This is a genomic window from Phycicoccus sp. Root563 (genome assembly GCF_001427915.1).
Lineage (GTDB): Bacteria > Actinomycetota > Actinomycetes > Actinomycetales > Dermatophilaceae > Pedococcus.
The window spans coordinates 1,253,732-1,277,125 of sequence record NZ_LMGM01000001.1 but is presented as its reverse complement, the minus strand read 5'-3'; the positions used below and the strand labels follow the sequence as shown (position 1 = coordinate 1,277,125).

The 23,394-nt window shown below is 72.5% G+C and carries 21 protein-coding genes; 20 read left to right on the top strand and 1 reads right to left on the bottom strand.

All coding sequences use genetic code 11. The annotated features are described in order from the left end of the window. Nucleotides 1–11 precede the first annotated feature (11 nt). The 6 genes from coaD to mutM all read left to right on the top strand — a co-directional run bounded on the left by coaD (nucleotide 12) and on the right by mutM (nucleotide 5,346). On the top strand, nucleotides 12–557 hold the full coding sequence (gene coaD, locus ASD62_RS05965) for a pantetheine-phosphate adenylyltransferase (RefSeq protein ID WP_056915172.1): 546 nt from the start codon (nucleotides 12–14) through the stop codon (nucleotides 555–557). Further along, nucleotides 548–2,662 (top strand): acyltransferase family protein, encoded by a 2,115-nt coding sequence (locus ASD62_RS05960; RefSeq protein WP_082580598.1) that lies wholly within the window; start codon nucleotides 548–550, stop codon nucleotides 2,660–2,662. The genes coaD and ASD62_RS05960 overlap by 10 nt, the downstream gene beginning before the upstream one ends. Before the next feature lie 113 nt (nucleotides 2,663–2,775). After that, complete coding sequence (locus tag ASD62_RS05955; protein WP_056915170.1) at nucleotides 2,776–3,372, top strand: DUF177 domain-containing protein; 597 nt, start codon at nucleotides 2,776–2,778, stop codon at nucleotides 3,370–3,372. Between the two features lies 1 nt (nucleotide 3,373). Beyond that, nucleotides 3,374–3,568, top strand: coding sequence for a 50S ribosomal protein L32 (rpmF, locus tag ASD62_RS05950; protein ID WP_056915169.1), 195 nt, complete (start codon nucleotides 3,374–3,376; stop codon nucleotides 3,566–3,568). A gap of 38 nt (nucleotides 3,569–3,606) precedes the next feature. Next, nucleotides 3,607–4,455 (top strand): ribonuclease III, encoded by an 849-nt coding sequence (gene rnc / locus ASD62_RS05945; protein WP_056915168.1) that lies wholly within the window; start codon nucleotides 3,607–3,609, stop codon nucleotides 4,453–4,455. A 21-nt stretch (nucleotides 4,456–4,476) separates the two neighbouring features. Further along, nucleotides 4,477–5,346: a bifunctional DNA-formamidopyrimidine glycosylase/DNA-(apurinic or apyrimidinic site) lyase gene (gene mutM, locus ASD62_RS05940; RefSeq protein WP_056915167.1), complete on the top strand. Its 870-nt coding sequence runs from the start codon at nucleotides 4,477–4,479 to the stop codon at nucleotides 5,344–5,346. 9 nt (nucleotides 5,347–5,355) lie between these two features. Here mutM and ASD62_RS05935 read toward each other — a convergent pair whose 3' ends face one another. Further along, nucleotides 5,356–6,477 (bottom strand): cell wall-binding repeat-containing protein, encoded by a 1,122-nt coding sequence (locus ASD62_RS05935; RefSeq protein WP_056915166.1) that lies wholly within the window; start codon nucleotides 6,475–6,477, stop codon nucleotides 5,356–5,358. Nucleotides 6,478–6,663: 186 nt separating this feature from the next. Here ASD62_RS05935 and ASD62_RS05930 point away from each other — a divergent pair, with 186 nt between their 5' ends. The 14 genes from ASD62_RS05930 to ASD62_RS05865 all read left to right on the top strand — a co-directional run. After that, on the top strand, nucleotides 6,664–6,960 hold the full coding sequence (locus ASD62_RS05930; protein WP_056915165.1) for an acylphosphatase: 297 nt from the start codon (nucleotides 6,664–6,666) through the stop codon (nucleotides 6,958–6,960). 144 nt (nucleotides 6,961–7,104) lie between these two features. Continuing rightward, on the top strand, nucleotides 7,105–7,308 hold the full coding sequence (locus tag ASD62_RS05925) for a hypothetical protein (RefSeq protein ID WP_056915164.1): 204 nt from the start codon (nucleotides 7,105–7,107) through the stop codon (nucleotides 7,306–7,308). A 26-nt stretch (nucleotides 7,309–7,334) separates the two neighbouring features. After that, nucleotides 7,335–7,643, top strand: coding sequence for a chorismate mutase (locus tag ASD62_RS05920; protein ID WP_200947721.1), 309 nt, complete (start codon nucleotides 7,335–7,337; stop codon nucleotides 7,641–7,643). A 219-nt stretch (nucleotides 7,644–7,862) separates the two neighbouring features. Further along, the gene (gene smc, locus ASD62_RS05915; RefSeq protein WP_056915163.1) at nucleotides 7,863–11,435 is read left to right on the top strand and encodes a chromosome segregation protein SMC; all 3,573 of its coding nucleotides are present in this window, start codon (nucleotides 7,863–7,865) and stop codon (nucleotides 11,433–11,435) included. Nucleotides 11,436–11,564: 129 nt separating this feature from the next. Then, nucleotides 11,565–11,837 carry a hypothetical protein gene (locus ASD62_RS05910; protein WP_056915162.1) on the top strand — a complete coding sequence of 91 codons (273 nt, stop codon included), beginning with the start codon at nucleotides 11,565–11,567 and terminating at the stop codon, nucleotides 11,835–11,837. Nucleotides 11,838–12,073: 236 nt separating this feature from the next. Continuing rightward, the gene (locus ASD62_RS05905; protein WP_056915161.1) at nucleotides 12,074–14,761 is read left to right on the top strand and encodes a hypothetical protein; all 2,688 of its coding nucleotides are present in this window, start codon (nucleotides 12,074–12,076) and stop codon (nucleotides 14,759–14,761) included. 119 nt (nucleotides 14,762–14,880) lie between these two features. Then, the gene (gene ftsY, locus ASD62_RS05900; RefSeq protein WP_056915160.1) at nucleotides 14,881–16,110 is read left to right on the top strand and encodes a signal recognition particle-docking protein FtsY; all 1,230 of its coding nucleotides are present in this window, start codon (nucleotides 14,881–14,883) and stop codon (nucleotides 16,108–16,110) included. A 2-nt stretch (nucleotides 16,111–16,112) separates the two neighbouring features. Then, nucleotides 16,113–17,222 carry a hypothetical protein gene (locus ASD62_RS05895; RefSeq protein WP_056915159.1) on the top strand — a complete coding sequence of 370 codons (1,110 nt, stop codon included), beginning with the start codon at nucleotides 16,113–16,115 and terminating at the stop codon, nucleotides 17,220–17,222. A 121-nt stretch (nucleotides 17,223–17,343) separates the two neighbouring features. Next, the gene (locus ASD62_RS05890) at nucleotides 17,344–17,805 is read left to right on the top strand and encodes a hypothetical protein (RefSeq protein WP_157581372.1); all 462 of its coding nucleotides are present in this window, start codon (nucleotides 17,344–17,346) and stop codon (nucleotides 17,803–17,805) included. Further along, a complete protein-coding gene (locus tag ASD62_RS05885) occupies nucleotides 17,802–18,674 on the top strand; it encodes an HTTM domain-containing protein (protein ID WP_157581371.1) in 873 nt (290 codons plus the stop codon). Before ASD62_RS05890 ends, ASD62_RS05885 begins: the two co-directional genes overlap by 4 nt. A gap of 38 nt (nucleotides 18,675–18,712) precedes the next feature. Continuing rightward, nucleotides 18,713–19,354: a maleylpyruvate isomerase N-terminal domain-containing protein gene (locus ASD62_RS05880; RefSeq protein WP_056915156.1), complete on the top strand. Its 642-nt coding sequence runs from the start codon at nucleotides 18,713–18,715 to the stop codon at nucleotides 19,352–19,354. A 123-nt stretch (nucleotides 19,355–19,477) separates the two neighbouring features. Continuing rightward, nucleotides 19,478–20,926 (top strand): ammonium transporter, encoded by a 1,449-nt coding sequence (locus ASD62_RS05875; RefSeq protein ID WP_056915155.1) that lies wholly within the window; start codon nucleotides 19,478–19,480, stop codon nucleotides 20,924–20,926. Continuing rightward, entirely contained in the window at nucleotides 20,923–21,261 is a 339-nt protein-coding gene (locus ASD62_RS05870) for a P-II family nitrogen regulator (protein ID WP_056915154.1), read from the top strand. The genes ASD62_RS05875 and ASD62_RS05870 overlap by 4 nt, the downstream gene beginning before the upstream one ends. A gap of 178 nt (nucleotides 21,262–21,439) precedes the next feature. Further along, a partial coding sequence (locus ASD62_RS05865) for a [protein-PII] uridylyltransferase (RefSeq protein ID WP_235530646.1) occupies nucleotides 21,440–23,394 on the top strand: 1,955 nt, incomplete at its 3' end.

The following is a 23,394-nucleotide window of genomic DNA, read 5'->3' as shown; positions in this document are numbered from 1 at the left end:
AGCGTGCCGCTGTGACCAGCCCCGCCCCCACCCCGGCCACCGGTGCGCCGCGCCGCGCCGTCTGCCCCGGGTCCTACGACCCCGTGACCCTGGGCCACGTCGACGTCATCCGGCGTGCGGCGGCCCTGCACGACGAGGTCGTCGTCGCGGTGCTGCACAACCCCGCGAAGCAGGGCGTGTTCACCCCGGACGAGCGCCGTGAGCTCATCGAGGACGCCCTCGGCGACCTCGAGGGCGTCCGGGTGGAGGTGTTCGGTGGCCAGCTGCTCGTCGACGTCTGCCGCGCCGTCGGCGCCGAGGTCGTCGTCAAGGGCCTGCGCAGCGGGACGGACTTCGCCTACGAGCTGCCCATGGCCCTGATGAACCGTCACCTGACCGGTCTCGAGACGGTCTTCCTGCCCGGGGAGCCCACCTTCGGCCACGTGTCGAGCTCGCTCGTCAAGGAGGTCGTCCGCTACGGCGGTGACGTCTCCGGGCTGGTCACCGATCGCGTCCGTGACGCCCTCGTGGCCCGCCTGGCCGTCGACGGGGAGCGCCGACCGGGAGCATCCAGCTGACTGCACGGACCCACCGGCCGGATCGCTTCCGGCCGGACATCGAGGGCCTGCGGGCGGTTGCCGTCCTGCTCGTCCTGACCTACCACGCCGGCCTCCCGCTGAAGCACGGCTTCCTCGGCGTCGACGTCTTCTTCGTCATCTCCGGGTTCCTCATCACGGGGATCCTCGTGCGCGAGCTCGTACGCACCGGCACGATCTCGTGGAGCCGGTTCGTGGGGCGGCGCGTGCGACGCCTGCTCCCGGCGGCCGTCCTCGTGCTGGTCGTGACCGCGGCCGTGACGTGGTTCGTCGTGCCCGGGCTGCGGCGCCGGGAGATCGGCAGCGACATCGCCGGGGCGGCCCTCTACGTCGTCAACTGGCTCTTCGCCCACCGCGCCGTCGACTACCTCGCCTCCGACACCAGTCCCTCGCCGGTCCAGCACTTCTGGTCGCTCGCCGTCGAGGAGCAGTTCTACGTCGTGTGGCCCGTGGCGCTCATCGCCCTCGCCTTCGTCCTGCGCCGGTTCGGCCGCCGCCCGTCGATGCGCTCGGTCGGCCTGCTCCTCGCCGTGATCGCGGTGCCGTCCTTCGCGTATGCCGTGTGGCTCAACGCCGTCGACCCGAACCGCGCGTACTTCGTCACCACGACCCGGGCGTGGGAGCTCGGTGTCGGCGCCGCGCTGGCGGTCTGGTGCGCCGCCCGCGAGGCCGGCCCGCACACCGAGCCCGCGCGCGCCGCGTGGGCGCGGCACCTGCCGGCCGTGGTCGGCTGGCTCGGCCTCGCCGCCGTCCTCGGCACCGCCGTGCGGCTGCCCGTCGGGGCGTCGGCCCCCGGGCCCTGGACCGTCGTGCCGACCCTGGGGGCCGCGGCCGTGCTCTGGGCGGGGTGGACCGGGGCGAGCGGGGGGCCGGTCCGGGTCCTCGGGACGCGCCCCATGGTCTGGATCGGCGGCCTCTCCTACTCCCTCTACCTCTGGCACTGGCCGGCCGTGATCCTCGCCGATTGGGCGGCCCAGGGGCTGACCGGCACCCAGAAGGTGCTCGTCGTGCTCGCCTCGGTCGTTCCCGCCTGGCTCACCCACCGGTACCTCGAGCAGCCCGTCCACCACAGCACGGCGCTCGCCGCCCGCACCGGACGGGTGCTGGTGCTCGGGGCAGCCCTGTCCGCCGCCGGCGCGCTCGCCGCCCTGCCCCTGGCGCACGCCCCCTCGCCGTTCCGCACCACCCCGGTCTCCGGCGCCATACCGGCCCTGGGGGAGCTGGGGGCCGCGGCCCTGTCGACGCCCCCGGGCACCGACCCGGCCACGTATGCCGTGGACGACTGGGAGTGGCTCACCCCCGACCCCCAGCTCGCCGGTCACGACCGGCCCGCGGCCGACGTCGACCGCTGCCAGGTCGACCGCCTCGCGTCGGCCCCGGTGCCGTGCGAGTTCGGCGTGCGGGCCGGCACCACGGCGGTCGCGCTCGTCGGGGACTCCAAGGCCATGCAGTGGCTGCCCGCCTTGGAACGGCTCGCGCCGGGTCGCGGGTGGCGGATCGTCACCTACGGCAAGTCGGCGTGCGCCTTCGCGGCAGGACACGCCCAGCAGGCGGGGCAGCCCTACCCGTCCTGCGACGCCTGGAACCGCCACGTCATGGAGGCGCTGCGCGCGAACCCACCCGACCTCGTCCTCACCTCCGGGTACGCCGCGACCGCGTGGGACGGACGTGCGGCCACCCGCGACGCCCTCGTGGCCGGTCTGGGGGAGCGGTGGCAGGAGGTCCGCGCGCTCGGCAGCAGGCTGGCGGTGCTGGGCGACAGCCCGCTGTCCCCGGACGACCTCGACGTCTGCACCGCCCGGCACCCCCGTGAGCTGACGCGCTGCGCCTTCGACCGCGAGCCCGCCGTCGCCGGCAGCGGACTCCCGGTGCAGCGACTGGCCGCGCAGGCGTCGGGCACGGCGCTGATCGACCTGACGCCGTACATCTGCCCGGTGGCCCAGTGCCCGGTGGCCATCGGCCACGTGAGCATCCACCGGGCCGGCGACCACCTCACGGCGACCTACGTGCGGTCGCTGGCGGCCCAGCTCGGTGCCGCGCTCGACGGGCTGCCGGGGTCCGGCGACCCCAGCACCGTCGGGCACTGACCCGGTGCCGATCTCCGTGCATTTGGGAGACTGGCACGCGCTCCGGTAACCTCGTGCGTCGGTCTACGTCTCATCCGAGGCGGTCGACCGAGTCACTCGACACAGCTGGAGCCATGGAACACCTCAATCCCCGATCGCCGTTGGTCTTCGACACCACGGACCTCGGTCGGCGACCCGGATCCATGGTGCAGGTCCAGCGGACCGTCGAGGCACCTGCCGACTTCGGCACGGAGGTCGTCGCAGTGCCCCAGGGCGCGGCGATGGAGCTCGAGCTGCGGCTCGAGTCCGTGGTCGAGGGAGTGCTCGTGACCGGCTCGGTCCACGCCACGGCAACCGGCGCCTGCGTGCGGTGCCTGGACCCGATCGCCCACGACGTGGACGGTCACTTCCAGGAGCTGTTCGCCTACGCCGACCGTGCTGCCCACCACCGCGAGGTGGGGGCGGACGACGACGAGACCGAGGAGCACAAGCTCGAGGGGGACCTGTTCGACCTCGAGTCCGTGCTCCTGGACACGGTGGTGCCTGCACTGCCGTTCCAGCCGGTGTGCCGGGAGGACTGTCCGGGTCTGTGCTCCGAGTGTGGAGTGCACCTGGCCGATGATCCCGACCACCAGCACGAAGTGATCGACCCCCGGTGGGCTGCGCTCAACGCGCTGACCGCCGACGCCAGCACCACCACCCAGAGCACCATCGAAGAGAAGAGGAACTGACGTGGCTGTCCCGAAGCGGAAGACGTCGCGCTCCAACACCCGTTCGCGTCGCGCGAACTGGAAGACGACGGCGACCACGCTGACCACGTGCCCCCAGTGCAAGGCCCAGATGCAGCCGCACATCGCGTGCCCGTCCTGTGGCACCTACAAGGGTCGTCACTACACGGTCGCCGAGCGCACCGAGCACCAGGGCTGAGTCGGTCTGACTCTCCGTTGAGCTCCACTCCGTCCCCCGTGGGGGACAGCGAGACGCAGCGGCCCGTCGACGGGTTCCTCCAGCACCTCACCGAGGTGGTGGGTGGGCCCGTCGACGAGCCGCTGCTGCTCCGTGCCCTGACCCACCGCTCGTACGCGTACGAGAACGGTGGCCTGCCCAACAACGAGCGCCTCGAGTTCCTCGGCGACTCGGTGCTGGGCCTGGTCGTCACCGACACGCTCTACACCACGCACCCTGACCTGCCCGAGGGCCAGCTCGCCAAGCTGCGCGCGGCCGTGGTCAACATGCGGGCCCTCGCCGACGTCGCCCGCACGCTGGGCCTGGGCGACCACGTCCTGCTCGGGCGCGGTGAGGAGACCACCGGCGGTCGCGACAAGGCCTCGATCCTCGCCGACACGATGGAAGCCGTCATCGGCACCGTCTACCTGTCCGCCGGCATGGACGCGGCGGCGACGCTGGTCCACCACCTGCTCGACCCGCTGATGGCCGCGAGCGCCACGCTCGGCGCCGGCCTGGACTGGAAGACGAGCCTGCAGGAGCTCTCCGCGGCGACGTCCCTCGGTGTCCCCGAGTACCGGGTCGAGGAGGAGGGCCCCGACCACGAGAAGACCTTCACCGCGCACGCGGTCGTCGCGTCCGAGGTGCTCGGCGCCGGGACCGGGCGTTCGAAGAAGGAGGCGGAGCAGAAGGCCGCCGAGCTCGCCTGGCGTGCGTTGAGCGCCAGGGCCGCCGAGGCGGAGGCCGCAGCCGCGAGGACCGCTGCGGCGAAGGCCGAGGCGGCCGGTGCCGCTGCCCGGTCAACGGCAGCCGAGGACACCGAGGCCGAGGCCGTCGCGGCCGAGGCCGCAGCCGGCTCACCCTCCTAGGCGAGCGGACGCCATACCGCCGTGCCCGAGCTGCCCGAGGTCGAGGTGGTCCGTCGCGGCCTGGCCGACCACGTCGTGGGCCGGACCATCGAGCGGGCGGAGTTCCGCGGCACCCGCGTCGCGCGCCGTCACCTGCCGGGGCCGATCGACCTCGCGGACCGGCTCGCCGGCAACCACGTCGAGCAGGCGCGGCGGCGCGGCAAGTACCTCTGGCTCGTCCTGCGCACCCCCGACGGCTCCCGCCAGGGCCTGATCGCGCACCTCGGCATGAGCGGGCAGCTGCTCGTCGAGGCGCCGGACGCCCCGGCGGAGAAGCACCTGCACGCGGTGTTCGACTTCGCCGACGACGGACCCCAGCTGCGGTTCGTGGACCAACGGACGTTCGGCGGTATGGCGCTGGCCGACCTCACGCCCGAGGGTGTGCCCGAGCCGGTGGCCCACATCGCCCCCGATCCGCTCGAGGAGGCCTACGACCGGGCTGCCGTGGTGCGGCGGATGAAGGGCAAGGACGTGGCGGTCAAGCGTGCCCTGCTCGACCAGACGCTGGTCTCCGGGGTCGGCAACATCTACGCCGACGAGGCGCTGTGGCGCGCGCAGGTGCACGGCGAACGCCTCTGCTCCTCCCTCACCAAGCCGACGCTGGCCCGGGTCCTCGAACACGCCCGCGAGGTGATGCTGGAGGCGCTGGGGCAGGGCGGCACGAGCTTCGACGCGTTGTACGTCAACGTCAACGGCGCCTCGGGGTACTTCGACCGCTCCTTGCACGCCTACGGGCAGGAGGGCCGTCCGTGCGACCGCTGCGGGACGCTGATCCGGCGCGAGGCCTTCATGAACCGGTCGTCGTTCTCCTGCCCGCGGTGCCAGCCGCGCCCCCGCGCCCGGCGCGGCTGACACCGGAGGTCAGCAGGGCTTGAGCGCCAGCGCGTCGTCGGAGACGACACCGGTCCCGCCGACGGCGGTGCGCTGCGGGGACTGGAGGCGCCTGACCTCGGCGAGGATGACGGCGGGGACGCAGTCCTTGCGCGTCGGCAGCAGTGCCCGGGTGTCGCGGACGGACGAGGCCAGCGGAGCCACCGTCAGGGCATCGGCGAGGCTCGTGCCGCTGGTCAGGTAGACGTCCTGCGCCGGGACCTTCTGGTTGGTGTACCGGGAGACAGCAGCAGCGGTGGCGTAGCGGTCTGCGCCGGCGAGCCGGACGATGTGGGCCTTGGGGAGGGTGGCGCGGATGTCACGCTCCACTGCGGGGGAGACGACGCCGGTCCCCCCGACGATGTACACGAAGGAGAAGTCCCAGGACTTGATGGCGTCGCGGGTGGACCTCGGCAGAGTCTTCGCCGTGGTCAGCAGGAGCGGTGAGCCCTTGACGGGGGACTTGGTGTGCGACCCCAGTGCGCCGGCCGTGACACCGTCGGCGAGAGAGAGACCATTGGCGATGACGACGGAGCCCGGTCCCTCGTTGCCCAGGTCTGCGGCGTCGAAGTACACGTGGAACGGGATCAGCTTGACCGCGGTGGCGAACCGGTCGGCGCCGGCGATGCGCGTGACCTTGCCGTACCTGCCGACCTGGGTCGCCATGGGGGTGCTGATCGCGCCGGTGCCACCGACGACGTAGATGTCGCTCGGGTCGAGCCGGTCGAGCTCGCCGGCCACGGCGGCAGGCAGGGTGCCGTTGGGCGGGACGAGCAGGACGGGCCCGCCCAGGCTGCCGCCGGCCGGACCGGCCGCGAGGGCGTCGGCGAAGTCCGTTCCTGACGCCACGAATACGGGCTGCCCGGTGTCGGGGAACGCGGACCGCGACACGGCGACAGCGGTCTCGTACCGGTTGGCTCCCGCGAGCCGACGCGTGGTCGCCGCGGCAGCAGCGGAGTCCGCTCCTGCTGCCGTGCCGGCCCCGGTGACCACGGCGGGAGCGGCGCGGTGCACGGCGGCCGGCGCGGCGCCGTACGCGGGAGCACCGAGCAGTGCCCCCGAGGCGACCAGGGCGCAGGCCGTGGCCGTGATGGTGGTGGTTCGACGAGTCATGGGTCCCTTCCCCCGGGCGCCCCCTGCGGGCGCCTGCGATGGGGGAGACCGTAGGGGATCCGGGCCACGAACGGGGCGCTGGCTGTGGTGGTTGCGTGCATCGGCAAGGTACAACTGTGGAGTCGGTCGACGACCGGCCCGACGAGCACGCGGGCAGGACCAGGCGAAGCGGTGGAGGTGGGGCAGATGGATCACGACGGGCCCGCGAGGGCGGTCATCTGGGTGCATGGCCGGGTGCAGGGCGTGGGCTTCCGGTGGTGGGTGCGAGCGCGCGCGTTGGAGCTCGGGCTCGTCGGGCACGCCCGCAACGCCGGCGACGGCCGGGTCGAGGTCGTGGCCCAGGGTGAGCAGGACCAGGTGCGCAGGCTGATCGCGATGCTGGAGGAGAAGCCGACCCAGCACCTGCGGCCTGGTGACGTGCAGACCTGCGTGACGTCGTTCGGGGCACCGCGCGACGGCATCGACGGGTTCGTCGAGAAGTAGCGGGCGGCGCAGGTGTGCGCCGGGCGTTCCGTCGCGATGCGCCCGGGTTCGTCCATTGACCAGCGTTGGCGAGGCTGTCACCCTGAGAGACGGCCCCCCACCGGCAGATCCCCGACGGTCTCCAGCCGTCTCCTAGGAGTCAACATGGCCAAGGCCCTGGTCGGCTACCGCGTCGCCTACGACCAGCGACTGATGCTCGAGACCCTCGAACTGCGCCGTCGTGTCGCCGACCTGGAGCACCTCGTCGACCGCCTCCAGCGGGACAATGACTCGTTGCGCGAGACCGTGCGGGAGCGAGTGAGACAGCCGGACGTCGTGGGCGCGGGCGCGCCTACGATTGCCGGGTGACCCAGCCCGATCACCTGCCCGATCACCTGCCCGACCGCCGCCCCGACGAAGGGGCGACGTCCGCCGAGCTCCTGCGCCTGCGGGCGAGCATCGACAACATCGACGCCGCCCTGATCCACCTGCTCGCCGAGCGCTTCAAGTGCACCCAGCAGGTGGGCGAGCTCAAGGCCCGTGAGGGTATGCCGCCCGCGGACCCCGCGCGCGAGGAGGCCCAGATCGCGCGGTTGCGGGACCTCGCCGACACCGCCGGGCTGGACCCGACGTTCGCGGAGAAGTTCCTGGGCTTCGTCATCGCCGAGGTCATCCACCACCACGAGGCGATCGCCAAGTCCTGACCCGCCGCCGTGCTGGCCGCCGGCCCGCCCCTCGGGCCGCCCCGGGCCACCCCCAGGCCGCCACTGAGCCACCCCCGGGCCGCCACTGGCGTCACACCCGCCCCACGGGGCACAGGCAACGCAGGGACGCGGCACGTGCCGGGAGGACGGCGCCCTCGCGGGTAAGGTGACTGCGATCCAGACGCTGCCCCTCCACCTCACCCAGGAGCCGACCCGCTCGTGTACGTCAAGAGCCTGACCCTGAAGGGCTTCAAGTCCTTCGCCTCGGCGACCACGATGCGCCTCGAGCCCGGCATCACGTGCATCGTCGGCCCCAACGGCTCCGGCAAGTCCAACGTCGTCGACGCCCTCGCCTGGGTCATGGGGGAGCAGGGGGCCAAGAGCCTTCGCGGCGGCAAGATGGAGGACGTCATCTTCGCCGGCACCGCCGGCCGTGCGCCGCTCGGTCGCGCCGAGGTGGCCCTGACCATCGACAACACCGACGGCGCCCTGCCGATCGACTACACCGAGGTCACCATCGCCCGGACGATGTTCCGCAACGGTGGCTCGGAGTACGCCATCAACGGCACGTCCTGCCGCCTGCTCGACGTCCAGGAGCTGTTGTCCGACAGCGGCATCGGCCGCGAGATGCACGTCATCGTCGGCCAGGGCCAGCTCGACGCGGTGCTGCGCGCGACCCCCGAGGAGCGCCGCGGCTTCATCGAGGAGGCGGCCGGCGTCCTCAAGCACCGCAAGCGCAAGGAGAAGGCGCTGCGCAAGCTCGAGTCGATGGAGGCCAACCTCACCCGCGTCAACGACCTGACCGGTGAGATCCGTCGCCAGCTCGGCCCGCTCGGTCGCCAGGCCGAGGCGGCCCGTCGGGCCGCCGGCATCCAGGCCGACGCCCGGGACGCGCGACTGCGCCTGCTGGCCGACGACCTCGTCCAGCTCTCCTCGACGCTCGAGCAGGAGGTCGCCGACGAGTCGGCCCTCATCGCCAAGCGCACCGAGGTCGAGGAGGGCCTGACCATGCTGCGCAGCCGCCTCGCCACCCTCGAGCAGCAGGCGCAGGACGCTGCGCCCGAACTGGCGAAGGCGCAGGAGCGCTGGTTCGCCCTCCAGCAGCTGCGCGACAAGCTCGCCTCCACCGAGTCGCTCGCCTCCGAACGCGTCCGCCTGCTGTCCCAGGACAGCCAGGACGAGCAGACCACCGGCCGCGACCCCGACGAGCTCAAGGCCCAGGCCGCCGAGGCACGCAAGCAGGAGGAGGCGCTGCTCGCCGACGTCCGCGAGGCCGCCAAGGCCCTCGAGGCCGCCATCGCCGAGCGCACCGCGGCCGAGCAGGCGTATGCCGCGGAGCAGCAGCGCCTCCAGCGCCTGGTCCGTGCCGCGGCCGACCGCCGGGAGGGTCTGGCCAAGCTGGCCGGCCAGGTCGGCGCCCGCCGCAGCCGGATCGAGGCGGGCGAGGCCGAGATCGGTCGCCTGCGCGGCATCGTCGAGCAGTCGCAGGACCGGGCAGCCACCGCCGAGCGCGAGTTCACCCAGCTCGAGGCCTCGGTCGCCGTGGACGAGGAGGGCGAGGAGGGCCTGGACTCCGCCTACGAGAAGGCCGCCGCCGTCCTCGAGACGCTCGAGGCCGAGGTCGAGAAGCACAAGGAGGCCGAGCGCACCGCCGAGCGCGACCGCACCACGGCCGCCGCCCGGCTCGAGGCCCTGGAGCTGAGCCTGTCGCGCAAGGACGGCGCGGCCACGTTGCTCGCCGCCGCCGACTCCCAGCACGGCATCGTCGGCTCCGTCGCCTCACTCCTGCAGGTCAAGGGGGGCCACGAGGCGGCCGTCGCCGCAGCCCTCGGCTGGGCCGGTGACGCGCTCGCCGTCGAGTCGGTCGACCACGCGGCCCGCGCCCTGCTCACGCTGCGCGCCGACGACGCCGGCCGCGCCGCGTTCCTCGTGGGCCAGACTGCGACCTCGAGCGACCCCTCCACCTGGCCGGCGCTCGAGGGCTCGGCGGTGTGGGCTCGTGAGGTCGTCGAGGCGCCGGCGACGGTCCGCCCGGCCGTGGAGCAGCTGCTCGACCGGGTCGCCCTCGTCGACGACCCCGCCCTCGCGGCAGCCCTCGTGGCCGGGGGCGAGGGGGTCACCGCGGTGACCGCCGACGGTGACGTGTTCGCCCCCGGGTTCGTCCGCGGTGGCAGCAGCCACGCCCCGAGCCTGATCGAGATCCAGTCGGCGGTCGACGAGACCCGTGACCGGGTCGCCGACGCGACGCGACGCGGCGAGCAGGCCAGGTTCGCCCTCACGAGCGCCCTGGAGCGCCACCGGGACGCGGCCGCCGACGTCGAGGTGGCCCTGGACGCGCTGCACGACTCCGACGCGAAGATGGCCGCCGTGGCCGAGCGGCTCGGTCAGCTCGGAGCCACCGTCCGGGCTGCCAGGGCCGAGGCCGAGCGCACCGAGCGCAGCATCGCGACGGCGACCGAGGCCCTCGAGGCCGACCGGGTCGAGCTCGCGGCCCTGTCCGAGCGGCTCGACGAGGCCAGCGCAGAGCCCACCGAGGCTCAGGACCCCAGCACCGACGAGCGCGACCGGCTCGAGACCCTCGCCAGCCGCGGCCGCGCCACCGAGACCGAGCTGCGCCTCACGCTGCGCACCAAGGAGGAGCGGGCCCGGGCCCTCAAGGGGCGCGCGGAGTCCCTCGAGGGGGCAGCGCGCAACGAGCTCGCCGCCCGCCAGCGCCTCGCGGCCCGCCAGGAGCGCCGTAAGCGCGAGGCCACGGTCGCCGAGGCGGTCCGTCGCGGCGCGGCATACGCCGTCTCGCTCGTGGCCACCACCCTCGACACCGCCGCCCGGCAGCGGGCCCTGGCCGAGACCGCCCGCACGGAGCGGGACCAGGCGCTCGCCCAGGTGCGGCGCGAGGTGAGCGCCCTGCAGGACGAGCTGCGCGAGCTCACCGACACCGTGCACCGCGACGAGGTCGCCCGCACCCAGCAGCGGCTGCGGATCGAGGCCATGCAGGCCAAGGCCGTCGAGGAGCTGGGCATGGACCCGGCCGTCCTCATGGAGGACTTTGGGCCGCACCAGCTGGTGCCCCACGTGCCCGGCCCGGACGACGACCAGGACGCGCTGCCGGAGCCGGCGCCCTACGTGCGCGAGGTCCAGGAGAAGCGGCTGCGCAAGGCCGAGCGCGGGCTCAGCGCACTCGGGCGGGTCAACCCTCTCGCGCTCGAGGAGTTCGCGGCGCTCGAGGAGCGCCACAAGTTCCTGACCGACCAGCTCGAGGACCTCAAGAAGTCCAAGCGCGACCTGCTCGACATCGTCAAGGAGGTCGACGAGCGCGTGGAGCGCGTCTTCACCGAGGCGTTCCACGACACGGCCGCCCAGTTCGAGGGCGTCTTCAGCCGGCTGTTCCCCGGGGGCGAGGGCAAGCTGACCCTCACCGACCCGTCCAACATGCTCACGACGGGCATCGAGGTCGAGGCCCGCCCGCCCGGCAAGAAGATCAAGCGGCTCTCGCTGCTCTCCGGCGGCGAGCGGTCGCTCGTGGCGGTCGCCCTGCTGGTCTCCATCTTCAAGGCGCGGCCCAGCCCCTTCTACATCATGGACGAGGTGGAGGCGGCGCTCGACGACGCCAACCTCGGGCGCCTCATCACCCTCTTCGAGGAGCTGCGCGACTCCAGCCAGCTCATCGTCATCACCCACCAGAAGCGCACCATGGAGGTGGCCGACGCGTTGTACGGCGTGTCGATGCGTGGTGACGGTGTGACCACTGTGGTCTCGCAGCGGATCCGCGACGTCGCGGCGCAGAGCGCCTGAGGCTGCGTCCGGCCCGACTGCTGCGCCGCAGGTCACCACGCGTGTCGCGGGGGAGCGACCGGCACGACCGGTCGTCCCACGGCGGGGTGTCGATTTGGCCGGGGGTGCTCGGCAGGGCACTCTGGACCCATGGTGCCGTTGATCATCGGGATGCTGTTGTGCGTCGGGCTGGCTCTGGCCGTCGTCGCCGTCGTGGCCGTCCCCGCCCGCCGGGAGGGCCGTGACCTGCTCAGCCCCCAGGGCGAGGAGATCGTGGCCGCGGTGAAGGAGAAGACCGCGGACACCCTCGAGTCCACCATCGAGAAGACCGGTGACGTCATCAGCGCCACCAAGGACAAGGTGAGCGATACCGTGCAGCGCGACCCGTCCGAGGACTCCGGGCGTCACCGCCGCGCGAGCTGAGACGCCCCAGCACGCTGAACGCACCGCGCAGGCCGTCCCGTTCCGGGGTGGCCTTCCTTGCGCCTTTCCGGGGCGGCCTGCATCGTGCCTCTCCGCAGCACGCGTTAACCGAACGTCCGATGACGGTCCTCAACTGAACAGTCCATGACAGATGTCATGGTTCGTTCGTCGTCGCCGGTCCGATGCTGTGGCGGGGCCCGATCGGGCCCTGTTCTGCGTCGGAGGAGACACACACGATGGCATCCCTATCCCCCCGAGCCCGGCGGCTGGTCGCTGCGGGTGCCGGGATCGCCCTGGTGGCCGGTGGATCCGCCGGTTTCCTCGGTCGGCACGAGCTCAACGAGGCCTGGCTCAAGTACCAGTGGCGCGACAAGCACTACAACGCCGCCGTGATGGAGAAGGCGCTCATGATCGCCGGGGGCAACCCCGCCGAGGCGCAGAACGAGTCCAAGGAAGCCGTCACCATCGCGGAGCAGTTCCAGCAGGCGCGCACCGCACCCGGCATCGTCGCCCCTGGGGCGTACGGCTCGGCCTACACCCAGCTGCAGTCGCTCCCGAAGACGGCGGGCACGTGGCACGAGGTCACCAAGGTGCCCTACGACGCCGACGACCCGCGCTACCGCGACTGGAACTCCAACTCCTCCGGCGGAGCCGGCAAGGTCACGGGCCGCGTCACCGGCCTCGCGGCCGACTCCAGCGACCACGTGTATGCCGCGGGCGCGGACGGCGGCGTGTGGCGTTCCTCCGCAGGTGGTGGCGCCTGGACCCCCATCGCGGACAGCCTCCCGTCCCTGAGCGGTGGTGACCTGCAGCTCGCCGGTGACAGCTCGCTCTGGTACGCCACGGGCGAGGCGAACACGGGTGGCACGTCCTACGTGGGCGCCGGTGTCTACCGCCTCGCGAAACCCTCCTCGGGCAGCTTCGCCCCCACCGACCGGGTCGGTGGCAAGGAGCTCGAGTCGACGACGATCGGCCGTATCCGCTTCGGTGGCGGCACGAACGTCTTCGCGGCGACCAACCGAGGCATCTGGTACCACGCCGCCGGCAGCAAGGCCGGGGCGTGGACGTTCGGGTTCGCCCCGAACATGTCCTGGATGCCGGAGATCAAGGACGACGCTGGCACCGTGCTCGTCCCGGCCGGGTCGGACTGGAAGGGCAACACGTCCTCGGGGGCCACCAACGCGGCATACAAGAACATCGTCAACGACATCGCCGTCGACCCCAAGAACCCCAAGCACGTAATCGCGGCCATCGGCTGGCGCTCGGGTGACACCTACAACGGGTTCTACGAGACGAACGATTTCACCGCGGGCCCGTCGAGCTGGCACAAGCTCTCGGTGACGCTCGGCAGCATCACCAACAGCAGCGACGTGGGCTACACGACCTTCGCCTTCAGCAAGGACGGCAGCCGGCTCTACGCCGAGGTGCAGCAGCCCAGCAAGATCAACACCGCGTCCTCGCTGGCCGGCATCTTCGTCTCCAAGTCGGGCTCGCCGAGCGGACCGTGGAACAAGATCGCCGACGCGGCGCAGCTGCACAACAGCGGTTCCGCGCTGGACCGCAAGGGATACGCCGTCGGTGTGCAGGCCTGGTACAACCAGTTCCTGCAGGTCGACCCCGCGAACCGTGACCACGTCTGGGCCGGGCTCGAGGAGGTCTTCGAGACCAAGGACGCCGGGTCGCACTGGTCTGCCGTCTCGCCCTACTGGAACTTCACGTTCCCGTGCTGGAGCCTGTCCGACGCCTCCAACACCTGCCCCCTCGCCGGTCACCCCGACCAGCACTCGGTCACGGTGGGCACCAAGGCCGGGAAGCCGTTCGTCTTCTTCGGCAACGACGGCGGCGTCTACCGCCGCCCGGTCAACGGCACGGTCAACGCCAACGGCAACGCCACGGACCTCGAGTCCACGACGGCCGACGGCACGATGGACGCCCTGCAGTACTACTCGGTCTCGGTCGGCAAGGACGCCAAGAACGGCGGCGTCGTCGTCTCCGGCGGCCTGCAGGACAACGGCGTGTCCAACCTGTTCGCGGTCAAGCCCGACGGCAGCAACGGCGACACCAAGATGGGGTCGAACTTCGGTGGCGACGGTGGCGACGGTGCGGCCGACCCGCGCCAGGGCTGCAACCAGCTGCAGGAGTACACCAACCTCGCGGTGAAGATCACCAACAACTGTGCGCTCAACCCGGGTGCCCAGTCCGAGGCCGAGGCCACGTCCTACTCCCTGGACCCCGGTGACCCGCTGCCGCGGTTCATCGCGCCGATCTCCCTGGACTCGGGCAACCCGGACCACTTCATCTTCGGTGGCGAGTTCGTCTACACCGGGATGAAGGGCTGGACGGCGACGCGCAGCGCCGCCGACCTGACGAAGGCGTTCGACCTCGGTGCCGGTCACTCGGCCACCGCCGTGTCGATGCACAACGGGGTCTCGTACGTCTCCTGGTGCGGGCCGTGCAACAACGCGGGCTTCGCCCGTGGCATCGCGACCAACGCCGGTGGCACGTGGCACCAGCTCACGCTGGCGTCGAGCTTCCCGAACCGCTTCGTCCAGGGCCTGGCCATCGACCCGACCAACACCCAGCACGCGTATGCCGCGATCAACGGCTTCTCGCGCCGGTTCACCGAGGGTCCGGGCGCCGGCGTGGGCCACCTGTACGAGACCAGGGACGGGGGAGCGTCGTGGACCGACACGAGCGCGAACCTGCCCGACGTCCCGGCGAGCAGCGTCAAGCAGCTCGCGAACGGTGCGACGGTCCTCGGCACCGACCTGGCCGCCTTCTACCGGGCACCGGGGGCGACGAGCTGGCAGCAGCTGGGCTCCGGCCTGCCGCTGACGGTGGTCATGGACCTGGAGTCCGGGCCGGACGGCAACCTCTACGCCGCGACCCACGGTCGAGGCATCTGGAGCATCCCGACGCCGTAGTCGTCGCGATCCAGTGCGTGGTCGAGGTGGGCGGTCCGGGGCAACCCGGCCCGCCCACCTCGACGTCACGGTGTCGAGGACCGGTGCCGAATCGTGGTCGACGGCCGTGATGGGGGAGGATGGCGCGCGTGATTGATCAGCTGTGGGAATGGATCGCCATCGCCGTCGGGATCTTCGTCGTCCTCGGGGGTGTGCTGCTCGGGCTCGTGCGCGGCCGGAGCGGCCGGGGTGGGAGCACCAAGGAGGCGCCTCGACCGGCGCCACGCACCGACACGAGCGAGGTGCTGCCGGGGGTCGGTGACGACGCCAGCGACCCGCGCGACGCCCCGAAGCGCTCGGTCGAGAACGTCGGTGGCGGCGTGGACACGCTGCCCGCACCGGACACCCTGCCCGAGCCCGCGCCGGCTCCCGGCGTCGAGCGCCCGGACTCCGCCCAGGGCCGCCTGACCCGCCTGCGGGCCCGCCTGTCCCGTTCCAACTCCGCGCTCGGCCAGGGCCTGCTCGCCCTGCTCTCCCGGGGACGCCTCGACGAGGCCGCCTGGGAGGAGGTCGAGGACACCCTCATCGCCTCCGACCTCGGCGTCGAGGCGACGACCGAGCTCGTCGACAGCCTGCGTGCCCGGGTCAAGGTCGAGGGCACGACGGACGAGGCCACCGTCCGTGGCTGGCTCCGTGAGGACCTGCTGCGTCTCGTGGACCCGGGCCTCGACCGCTCGGTCGCGAGCAGCCGGGTGGGGGAGCGACCGGCCGTGGTCCTCGTCGTGGGCGTCAACGGCACGGGCAAGACCACCACCGTCGGCAAGCTCGCCCGCGTCCTCGTCGCCGAGGACAAGGACGTCGTGCTGGGTGCCGCCGACACCTTCCGCGCCGCCGCCGCCGACCAGCTCGAGACCTGGGGTGCCCGCGTGGGTGTTCCCACCGTCCGCTCCGACCGCGACGGCGCCGACCCGGCAGCGGTCGCCTTCGACGCGGTGAAGGCCGGCATGGAGATGGAGGCCGACGTGGTCCTCGTCGACACCGCCGGTCGCCTGCACAACAAGGCCGGCCTCATGGACGAGCTCGGCAAGGTCAAGCGGGTCATCGAGAAGCAGAGCCCGATCGACGAGGTGCTGCTCGTCCTGGACGCGACCACCGGCCAGAACGGACTGCGCCAGGCCGAGGTGTTCGCCCAGGTCGTCGACGTGACCGGCATCGTCCTCACCAAGCTCGACGGCACGGCCAAGGGCGGCATCGTCGTCTCGGTGCAGCGCAAGCTCGGCGTGCCGGTGAAGCTCGTCGGCCTCGGCGAGGGCCCTGACGACCTGGCGCCCTTCGACCCCGAGGCGTTCGTCGACGCGCTGCTCGACTGACGGTGCCCACCCCGGGACCGCGTCGGCTGCTGGCCGTTGCCCTGCTCACCGCCGTGGCCATCGGTATGGCGTCCGCCTCCGCCCGCTCGGCCGTCGCCTTCACCGGTGCGAACGTCGCCTTCACCGGTGCGAACGTCGCCTCGGCGGGCGCGGCCGTCGCCGCCGATGGTGGCTTCCAGATCCTCGACGACCGGGTCGCCGAGTCCTCGGGGCTGGCCCTGAGCCGTGCCCACCCGCACACCGTCTGGACCACCAACGACTCCGGCGACTCGGCCCGGATCTTCGCGGTCGACACCAGGACCGGGCGGACGACGGGGGTCCACACCTTCGGGGCTCCCGTCACCGACGTCGAGGCGCTGGCCATCACGCCCAGGGGGCGCGTGCTGGTCGCCGACATCGGTGACAACGCCAGGAGCCGTGACGTGGTCCGCATCTTCTGGTTCGACGAGCCGGCCCTCGGTGACACGAACGGGTCCTGGGCGTCGTGGGAGCTGTCCTACCCCGACGGTCCGCACGACGCCGAGTCGGTCGCGGTCGACCCGCGCACCGGACGTGTCCTGGTCGTCACCAAGAGTGCCGACGGCGCCGTCTACGCGCTCCCCGAGAAGCCCAGCCGTCGGGGCGTCAACCGCCTAGAACGGCTGGCGGACGCGCCGCCCACGGCCACTGACGCGGTGTTCCTGGCCGACGGGTCGGCCCTGGCCGTGCGGACCTACACCCAGCTCGTGCTGCTCGACCCGACCTCGTGGCGCCCCATCGTGTCGTCGGTGCTGCCCCTGATGCGCCAGGGAGAGACGGTGGCGCTGGCCCCCGACGGCGCCGGCCTCCTGGTCGGCACCGAGGGCGAGCAGTCGCCGGTGCGCCGGGTTACCGTCCCCGCGTTGCCGGCGCCGACCCCGTCCTCGACGAGGACCTCACCGACGACCACACCGTCCTCACCGGCACCCGCCCCTACCGCCTCGGCGGAAACCCGGTCGGCGCGGACCGGCAGCTCCGCCGCGTCGCCGGAGGCGGACCGCACCCAGCTGGTCGCGGGACTCTCCGCCGCCGCCGGGCTCGTCCTCCTCGCCCTGCTCGCCACGTGGGTCTCCCGACGCGCCCAACGCCGCTGACCAGCCAGCGCTGCACACCCCNCGAGTTTGAAGCGTTCCGGGCGCTAGGGCGCCCCCAACGCTTCAAACTCGCCGGGGGGAGGCCGGCTGGAGACCACCGCCCGCGGCATACCCTGTGGGCGTGGAACCGGGGGTCGTGCGTCTGGGTGCCGCCGCGAAGTCGTGGCGGGCCGTCGTCGTCCTCGGGCTCACCGTCATGTTCTGCGCCGGCTCGCTCGTCGGGGACGACCACTGGTGGCCGTTCAGCCCGTGGCGGATGTTCTCGACGTCCCAGGCCGCGACCGGGTCGGTCATCTCCACGGGGATCGAGGTGCAGACCGCGAACGCCCCCGGGACGTGGGTGCCGGCACCGCTCACGCCGGAGAACACCGGGCTCAACCGCGCCGAGATCGAGGGGCGGATCCCGCAGATCACCGCCGACCCGCAGCGGCTCGGCACCGTGGCCCGCAGCCACGCCGAGCTGCGACCGGGTGCCCCTGAGTGGACCGCGCTGCGGGTCGTGCGGCGCCAGATCGTCGTCGTCGACCGCAAGCCGACCGGCGAGGTCCGCACCAGCGTCCTCGCGCAGTGGGAGGCGAGGTGACCCGCCTGGGGGCGTGGTTGTTCACGCCGATGCCGTTGGCGCGGGTCGCGGTCCTGCGGCTGCTCGTCTTCGCGTTCGTCGTCGTCGACGTCCTCGGCCTGCACACGTCGGGCTGGTACCACGGGTGGGCCGACCCCGTCTGGTACGAGCCGCTGGTCATGGGCAAGGCGCTGCACCTGCCTGCCGCCACCGTCCTGCTCGTGCAGACGCTCAAGTGGGGCTGCGTCGCCGCGGCGCTCGCGGCGATGACCGGCCGGGCTCCCCGCCTCCTCGGGTGGACCGTCGCCGTCGGCTGGGTCTGGTACCAGTACGTCGCCTTCTCCTACGGCAAGGTCGACCACGACCGGGCGGACTTCGTCGTGGCGCTCGCCCTCCTGCCGACCGTGGGGCTGGCGCACCTGTCCGACCGGCGGCGCAGCGAGGCCGCCGGGTTCGCCCTGCGGGCCATCCAGCTCGCGGCGGTCGCGACCTACTTCCTGTCGGCGTGGGCCAAGATCCGCTTCGGCGGCTGGGACTGGGTCAACTCCGCCACGATGGTCCGGGCCGTGGTGCGACGGGGCACCCCGGTGGCGCAATGGCTGCTCGAGGTGCCGTGGACGCTGCACGCCTTCCAGTGGGTGCTGTTCGCCGCCGAGCTCACTGCCCCGGTCATCTTCCTGCTCACCGAGCGCTGGCGCCGCCGGGTGGTGGCGGGGTGGTTCGTGTTCCACGCGATGACGTATGCCGCGATCACGATCGCGTTCTGGCCGCACCTGGTGATGATGCTCGCGTTCCTGCCCCTCGAGAGGGGTGCCGCCTGGCTCCGTGGCCGCTGGGCGCGTCAGCGACCGACCCGAGCCGGTCAGGAGCGGCAGGAGGTGCGTGCGTGAGCCGTTGCTCCCTCGTGGGCCGAGGCTAGGGTCGGTCCATGGACGTGAGCGACCACCGCCAGGCCTTCCTCGAGTCGGTCCGCATCTCCCGCGACCTGGCCGGCTCGGACCTCGTGCGCGCTGCGTGGGGGCAGGAGAGCGCCTGTGCAGGCATGAGCGTGGGTGGTCTGGCCCACCACCTGCTCAACCAGGGCGTCACCGTCGCCAAGGGGCTGTCGTCCCCGGCCCAGGGCGAGACGATCGCCGTCCTGGAGCACTACCGCCGGGCACCGTGGGTGGCGGCGTCCCGAGCAGGGCGCAGCGACCCCGACCAGAACGTGCGGGACGACGAGGCGGCGCTCGCGGGTCCTGATGCGGTCCTCGCCGGGGCAGCGGCGCACACCGACGCGGTGGCCGACCTGCTGGCCCGGCCGCGCGACCCCGACACCATCTTCATCCCCTGGCAGGGGTGGTCGCTGACGACCGACGACTTCCTGACGACGCGCATGATGGAGATGCTCGTGCACGCCGACGACCTCGCAGCCAGCGTCGGGACCGAGACCCCGACCTTCCCGGAGGGGGCTGTCGTGCCCGTCGTCGGGCTCCTGGCCGCCGTCGCGGCCGACCGCCACGGCGCGACGGCTGTCGTCCGGGCCCTGAGCCGTCCGCAGCGGGCACCGTCGTCGGTCTCGGCGTTCTGACCCCTCCACCATCCGAGACGATGACCCGCCCTTTACCTGATGCTTACCGACGTGAGGATCCGCTAACACAGCCGTAACACAGCGCGGCCTTCCTCGAAATCCCGCACCGGCATGGTTCTCCGCATGAGCGCTACTACCTTCGTGACGGCCGACGTGCCGTTCACCGACAGCGGGAACACCGCCTGGGTCCTTGCTGCGGCGGCCCTGGTGCTGTTCATGACACCGGGCCTGGCCCTCTTCTACGGAGGCATGGTTCGGACCAAGAGCGTGCTGAACATGATGATGATGAGCTTCATCACCATGGGCACGGTCGGCACTGTGTGGATCCTCTGGGGTTACAGCGAGACCTTCGGCCCGGACCTGGGCGGCGGACTGCTGGGCAACCCCTTCACGCACTTCGGACTGAAGGGAATTCTCGACCAGATCTACGGCTACGTCCCCGCGGACGCCGCCGCAGGCACCGCCGCCGCGGGCGGCATCCCCGCCCCGGCCTTCGTGGCCTTCCAGGTCGTCTTCGCCATCATCGCGGTGGCCCTGGTCTCCGGCGCGATCGCCGACCGGGCCAAGTTCACGGCCTGGACGGTCTTCACCGTCGTGTGGTCGACGCTGGTCTACTTCCCGGCCGCCCACTGGGTGTTCGCGTTCAGCGGCTACGCCGCCGACACGGGTGGCTGGATCGCCAACAAGGCTGACGGGCTGCTGTTCGGCGGCGCCGCGGCCTACGACTTCGCGGGTGGAACCGCGATCCACATCAACGCCGGTGCGGCAGGCCTGGCCCTGGCCATCGTGCTCGGCAAGCGCATCGGGTTCGCCAAGGAGCCCATGCGTCCGCACAACCTGACGCTGGTCATGATCGGTGCCGGCATCCTGTGGTTCGGCTGGTTCGGCTTCAACGCCGGTTCCGCCCTCGGCGCGGGTACGCAGGCCGCCGGTGTCTGGGTCAACACCCTCGCCGCCACCTGCACGGCGATGCTCGGCTGGCTGGTCGTGGAGAAGTTCCGCGACGGTCACCCGACCTCGCTCGGCGCCGCCTCCGGTGTGGTCGCCGGCCTGGTCGCCATCACCCCGGCCTGCGCCACGGTCTCCCCGATCGGTGCGCTCATCGTCGGTCTCGTCGCCGGTGCCGGGTGCGCCCTCGCGGTCGGCCTGAAGTTCCGGTTCGGCTTCGACGACAGCCTCGACGTCGTGGGTGTCCACCTCGTCGGCGGCCTCATCGGCACCCTGCTCATCGGCCTGCTGGCCACCAAGGGCAGCCCGACCGGCGCCGCCGGCCTGGACGTCAACGAGGGCCTCTTCTACGGCGGCGGGTTCTCCCAGCTCGGCGCCCAGGCGCTCGGTGCCTTCGTGGTCCTCGTGTTCTCGTTCGTCATGACCTACCTGATCGGGCTCGCCATCCACAAGACCATGGGCTTCCGCGTCGACGAGACCCAGGAGTCCCAGGGTGTCGACCTGTCCGAGCACGCTGAGAGCGCCTACGACCTGAGCGGCCTGTCGGGTGGACGGTTCGGCTCGTCCGGAGCAATCTCGACCACGGCGCCCACCGCCAAGACCCACGAGGGAGCAAAGGCATGAAGCTCGTCACCGCCATCATCAAGCCCCACCAGCTCGACGAGGTGAAGGAGGCCCTGGAGGCCTACGGAATCTCCGGCATGACCGTCAGCGAGGCGTCCGGCTACGGCCGCCAGCGTGGCCACAGCGAGGTCTACCGCGGTGCGGAGTACACCGTCGACTTCGTGCCGAAGGTGCGGGTCGAGGTGCTCGTCGACGACATCGACGCCAGCTCGGTCGCCGAGGTCATCCTCAAGTCGGCCCAGACGGGTCGGATCGGCGACGGCAAGATCTGGACCATCCCGGTCGAGGACGTCGTCCGGGTCCGCACCGGCGAGCGCGGCGTCGACGCCCTCTGACCCAGTCGAGCCCGCCCGACCACACCCCTGACGCTCCGGCCCCCGACGGAGCACCCACCGGCCGACACCCGGGACGATCCCCCCGTCCCGGGTGTCGGCCTGTGACGTGCCGACGCGCTAACACAGCCGTAACACGCGTGCGCACTGCGCGAAATGACGAAAGGGCACAGTGACTGCCATGACGATCGAGCAGACCGACCTGGCGGCTCGCCGCCTGGACCTGGCCGGCGCCCGGGGCTTCGACGCCCCCGGTGCGGGGCAGGCGCGCCGTGACGCCATCGCCGCCCTGACCCGCGACTGGCTCACGACGGTGTGGCAGGAGGCCCTCGGGTCGCGCCGGCCCGAAGGGGTGGCACTGGCCGCCGTGGGCAGCCTCGCCCGGGGTGACGCAGGACCCCTGAGCGACGTCGACCTCGTCCTGCTCCACTACGGCCGCTCCCTGTCGGGGGAGGACCTGCGTGGCCTGGCCGACCGCATCTGGTACCCCGTCTGGGATGCAGGGGTCCGCCTGGACCACTCGGTCCGCACCGTCAACCAGTGCCGCACCGTGGCATCGGGCGACCTCACGGCTGCCGTGGGGCTGCTCGACCTGCAGTGCGTCGCGGGTGATGTCGAGGTCGTCACCGCAGCGCGGTCCACGGTGGCGCACGACTGGCGCGCGAACGCCCGGCGCCGCCTGCCGCAGCTCATCGAGGGCCTGCGCGCGCGGCACTCCCGCCACGGTGACCTCGCCCAGAGCCTGGAGGCGGACCTCAAGGAGGCGCACGGCGGGTTGCGGGACATGACGGTCCTCAACGCGCTCGTCGCAGCCTGGCTCACCGACCGCCCGCACGAGACCGTCGACGAGGCGCACCGCGTGCTCCTCGACGTGCGCGATGCCGTGCACGTGGTGACCGGCAAGGGCCGTGACCGACTCACCCGTGAGGACCATGACGCGGTCGCGGCCCTCCTCGGGCACTCCGACGCGGACGACATGCTCACCTCGGTCGCGACCGCCGGGCGCACGATCGCCTACGCCCTCGACGGCACGGTACGGCGCGCTGGACAGTCCCAGCGCGCGCGCACCCTGCGCGTCGGTCCCCGCCGCCCGCAGCTCAACCCGCTCGGGTTCGGGATGTTCGAGCACGACGGCGAGGTCGTCCTCGGTCCGCGCAGCACCCTGTCCACCGACCCGCTCCTGCCGCTGCGCGCGGCCGTCGTCGCTGCGCGCAACAACCTGCCCATCGCCCCGACCACGTTGGCCAACCTCGCCGGCCAGCCGCCGCGGCTCGAGGAGCCCTGGCCGGAGATCGCGCGCGACCTGTTCGCGGACCTGCTCGCCACCGGACCCGGACTCATCGGCGTCTGGGAGGGCCTGGACCAGGCGGGCATCATCGACCGCTGGCTGCCCGAGTGGGCGGCCGTGCGCTCCCGCCCGCAGCGCAGCGCGGTGCACCGCCACACGGTCGACCGCCACCTCATCGAGACCGTCGTCATCGCCGGTGGGCTCGTCCGGGGGGTGAGCCGCGCCGACCTGCTGCTGCTGGCCGCGCTGCTGCACGACATCGGCAAGGTGCCCGGCGCCCACGACCACTCCGCGACCGGCGCCCCGCTGGCCCGGGCCATCGCCATCCGGCTGGGCTACCCGCCGGCCGACGTCGACGTCGTGACGACCCTCGTGCGCGAGCACCTCACGCTGATCGACCTCGCCACCCGTCGCGACCACCAGGACCCCGGCACGGTCACCGCGGCCCGCCAGGCGGTCGGTGGGGCGCGGGAGGTCTTCGACCTGCTGGTCGCCCTCACCGAGGCGGACGCCTCGGCCGCCGGGCCGCAGGCCTGGACCGACTGGCGCGCCACCCTGCTGCGCCAGCTCGCCGACGCCGCCCGGACCGGGTGGGAGGAAGGAACCATGCCACCGCCCGCCGAGGGCACCACCGTGGATGCTGCGGACCTCGAGTCCGTCGCCGCGGGGGAGCCGCGCGTCATCGTCCGCCCCCAGGGCGGTTCCTACCGCATCGACGTCTTCGACCGGGACCGGCTGGGACTGTTCGCCGACACCGCGGGCCTGCTCGCGGCATACGGGCTCGTCGTCCGCACGGCCATCCTGCGGACGGTCGACGGGGTGGCGGCCAACGAGTGGCACGTGGAGAG

Excerpts from the sequence above, each read along its gene's own strand:
- ASD62_RS05935 (WP_056915166.1), bottom strand. The coding sequence starts at position 6,477 with ATGACTCGTCGAACCACCACCATCACGGCCACGGCCTGCGCCCTGGTC.
- ASD62_RS05875 (WP_056915155.1), top strand. The coding sequence starts at position 19,478 with ATGAGCGCTACTACCTTCGTGACGGCCGACGTGCCGTTCACCGACAGC.
- ASD62_RS05930 (WP_056915165.1), top strand. The coding sequence starts at position 6,664 with ATGGATCACGACGGGCCCGCGAGGGCGGTCATCTGGGTGCATGGCCGG.
- ASD62_RS05925 (WP_056915164.1), top strand. The coding sequence starts at position 7,105 with ATGGCCAAGGCCCTGGTCGGCTACCGCGTCGCCTACGACCAGCGACTG.
- ftsY (WP_056915160.1), top strand. The coding sequence starts at position 14,881 with ATGGCGCGCGTGATTGATCAGCTGTGGGAATGGATCGCCATCGCCGTC.
- ASD62_RS05880 (WP_056915156.1), top strand. The coding sequence starts at position 18,713 with ATGGACGTGAGCGACCACCGCCAGGCCTTCCTCGAGTCGGTCCGCATC.
- ASD62_RS05910 (WP_056915162.1), top strand. The coding sequence starts at position 11,565 with ATGGTGCCGTTGATCATCGGGATGCTGTTGTGCGTCGGGCTGGCTCTG.
- ASD62_RS05955 (WP_056915170.1), top strand. The coding sequence starts at position 2,776 with ATGGAACACCTCAATCCCCGATCGCCGTTGGTCTTCGACACCACGGAC.
- ASD62_RS05870 (WP_056915154.1), top strand. The coding sequence starts at position 20,923 with ATGAAGCTCGTCACCGCCATCATCAAGCCCCACCAGCTCGACGAGGTG.
- ASD62_RS05905 (WP_056915161.1), top strand. The coding sequence starts at position 12,074 with ATGGCATCCCTATCCCCCCGAGCCCGGCGGCTGGTCGCTGCGGGTGCC.